This window comes from Bradyrhizobium sp., from assembly GCF_016462955.1.
Lineage (GTDB): Bacteria > Pseudomonadota > Alphaproteobacteria > Rhizobiales > Xanthobacteraceae > Bradyrhizobium.
Genome location: NZ_JAEMSD010000656.1, coordinates 1 through 2674 on the forward strand (window position 1 = coordinate 1; position 2674 = coordinate 2674).

3 protein-coding genes are annotated in these 2674 nt (G+C 65.6%); 2 read left to right on the forward strand and 1 reads right to left on the reverse strand.

All coding sequences use genetic code 11. The features are described 5' to 3' along the window. The first annotated feature begins 14 nt into the window (after nt 1–14). Entirely contained in the window at nt 15–1067 is a 1053-nt protein-coding gene (locus JHD07_RS36350; protein WP_291630962.1) for an OmpA family protein, read from the forward strand. Nucleotides 1068–1150: 83 nt separating this feature from the next. Here the strand turns inward: JHD07_RS36350 and JHD07_RS36355 are convergent, their stop codons facing one another. Then, nucleotides 1151–2107: a homocysteine S-methyltransferase family protein gene (locus tag JHD07_RS36355; protein WP_291630955.1), complete on the reverse strand. Its 957-nt coding sequence runs from the start codon at nt 2105–2107 to the stop codon at nt 1151–1153. Nucleotides 2108–2338: 231 nt separating this feature from the next. Here JHD07_RS36355 and JHD07_RS36360 point away from each other — a divergent pair. Beyond that, the coding region (locus JHD07_RS36360; protein WP_291630958.1) for a TetR/AcrR family transcriptional regulator at nt 2339–2674 on the forward strand (336 nt) is incomplete at its 3' end.

A 2674-nucleotide genomic window follows, 5' to 3' on the forward strand; every position in this document is an offset into this window, starting at 1 on the left:
ATCGTCCGCCGACGGTGGCACCGGCCTTCCGGGCGGCGCCGACGGTCTCGGCGCCCCTGCCGCCGCCGCCGCGTCCGCCGCAGCGCGACCTGACGCCGCTCGCGGTCGGAGCAGGCGTGGTGGCCGGAGCCGTGATCGGCGCGACCATCTCCGACCTCCACAACCAGCGACGCGAAACCGTCGAGGGCGGACGCACGATCTACACCGAGCCCGACCGCATCATCATCCGCGATCCGGGCGGGCAGGCCTATGTCCGCGGCAACGACCTCTATCGCTTCCGCTACGGCGCCCGCGACATCCGCACCGATACCGTCGGTAACGAGACCCGCACCGTCGTGATCCGTCCCGACGGCAGCGAGATCATCACGGTTGTCGGCGCCGACGGCCGCCTGATGCGGCGTATCCGCCGGGATCCCCGCGGGCGCGAGATCATCATCATCGACAACACCTACCGCGATCCGCGGGCGGTCGGCGGCTTCTATGTCGACGTGCCGCCACCGGTCGTGAACATTCCCTATGATCGCTACATCGTCGACGCCCAAGAGGCGTCGCCGGACGTGATCTACCAGACCATGATGGCGCCGCCGGTGCAGCGAATCGACCGGCGCTACTCGCTCGACGAGATCCGCTACAGCCCGAATGTTCGCATGCAGATGCCGAGCATCGACGTCAACACGATCATCTTCGAGACAGGATCGTGGACCATCCCACCGGACCAGGCGGCCCGGCTGCAGGTGATCGCGGATGGCCTCAACCAGGCAATCCAGCGCAACCCGCGCGAGGTCTTCCTGATCGAGGGACACACCGACGCGGTCGGCAACGAAGTCGACAATCTCTCCTTGTCGGACCGCCGTGCGCAGTCCGCGGCCGAATTGCTGACGCAGCAGTTCGGCGTGCCCGCCGAGAACCTGACCTCGCAGGGCTACGGCGAGCAATATCTGAAGGAGCAGACACAGGGGCCGAGCGCGATCAACCGTCGCGTGACGATCCGCAACATCACGCCGCTGCTCAACGGCGGCCAGGCCTCGCTGCCGCCGCCCCCGCCCGGCACCGCGCCGCCGCGCTGAGGCATCAGCCCACGAACGCAAATGGCCGGGAGCGATCCCGGCCATTTCTTTCGCATCACCTCTTTCACATTACGTCTTGCACATCACGCCGTCATCGCTTCCGACGGCAGGCAGGCCTCGCAGACCGCGGCAACGTGCCGGTGATCAGTGCCGCAACAGCCGCCGAGGATGCGCATGCCGGGGAATGCGCGCCTGAGCGAGAGGTAGCGGCGGCCGAGATCGACGGGATCACCGCTGTCGAGGGTCTCCGACTCGTCGAGCTCGGCATGGCTTTTGGCCGACGCATTGGCCCTGATGCCGTGGACGCGTTGGACCCACGCTTCGCCGGTCGCGAGCGCAGACTCGAAATGGCTCGGGTGCGCGCAATTGATCAGGAAATATTCGCAGGCACGTTCGGTTGCGTCGTCGACCGCTTCGATAGCCTCGCGGAGCGACTCTCCCCTGACGAGGCGGCCATCGGTCTCGACTGTGAACGAGATTGCAGCCGGAATGTCCTGCCTCTTGGCTGCGCGCACCACGCCAATCGCTTCGTTGATGCTGTTCAGCGTGAACGCAGTCACCATGTCGGCGCCTGCCTCGGCGAAGGCCGCGATCTGGCCCGAGTGGTAGGCTTCCGCCTCCGCAGCGTCCATGTTGCCGGCCTTGTAGCCGTCGCCGCGCGGACCGATCGCGCCGTTGATGACGCAGGGCATGCCGGGAGACTCCCAGGCGCCGCGCAATTCGTCGAGGAAGCGGATGGCGCGCTTGTTGACGGCATCGAGCCCGGCCGCATCATAGCCGAGCTTGGCACCCCAATCCGGGTTGGCGCGCCAGGTCGGCGTGTCGAGCACGAAGCCGAGCCCATGCTGCCGCGCGATGCGCAGATAAGCTTCGTAGTACCGCTTCAGATGCGCACGGCCGTCCGCGTTGTCGAGCAGCACGAATGCCGCGAAGTGGGGCAGCTCAAGCCCGTGGTGAAAGATCAGGGTGGTTTCCATGCCGCCGTCAGTCAGGAAAATGCGGCCGCCATGTTGCGGCAAACCATGTCTGTATCTGGCCATCGATCGCTCCATCATTTGGACGGGCTCGCTCTCTTCACTCGGTCGCGCCATGCCCGTGTTCGGTCTCGGCATTTGGTGCCGCATAATGTCGCGTCGCTCTAGAAGGCCCGTGGTGCGGCTGAACTTCCGCTCGCAAGCAGAGACAAATCAAAGGCTTGCATGATCCATTCGGAGTTGTCGTAGGCTTAGGGCGGCAAATTCCGCACCGCCGGTACGGTTTTGGAGAGATCGATGGGAAAGGGCGAAGCGACGCGCGAGCGCATTCTCGAGATCGCGGAAGCGGCGGTGCTCGCAAAGGGCTTCGGCGCGACCTCGATCGACGAGGTCATCGCCGAGGCCGGGCTGACCAAGAGCGGTTTCTTCTATCACTTCAGGGACAAGAACGCCCTCGCACGGGAGATGCTGCGCCGCTACGTGGAGACCAATGATCGCCTGTTCGACGAGATCTTCAGGCGGGGGCGTGAGCTCTCGGACGACCCGCTGCAGTCGTTCCTGATCTCGTTGAAACTGCTCGCCGAAGTCATGGCCGACCTGCCGAACGGCCATCCCGGCTGCCTGATCGCCAGC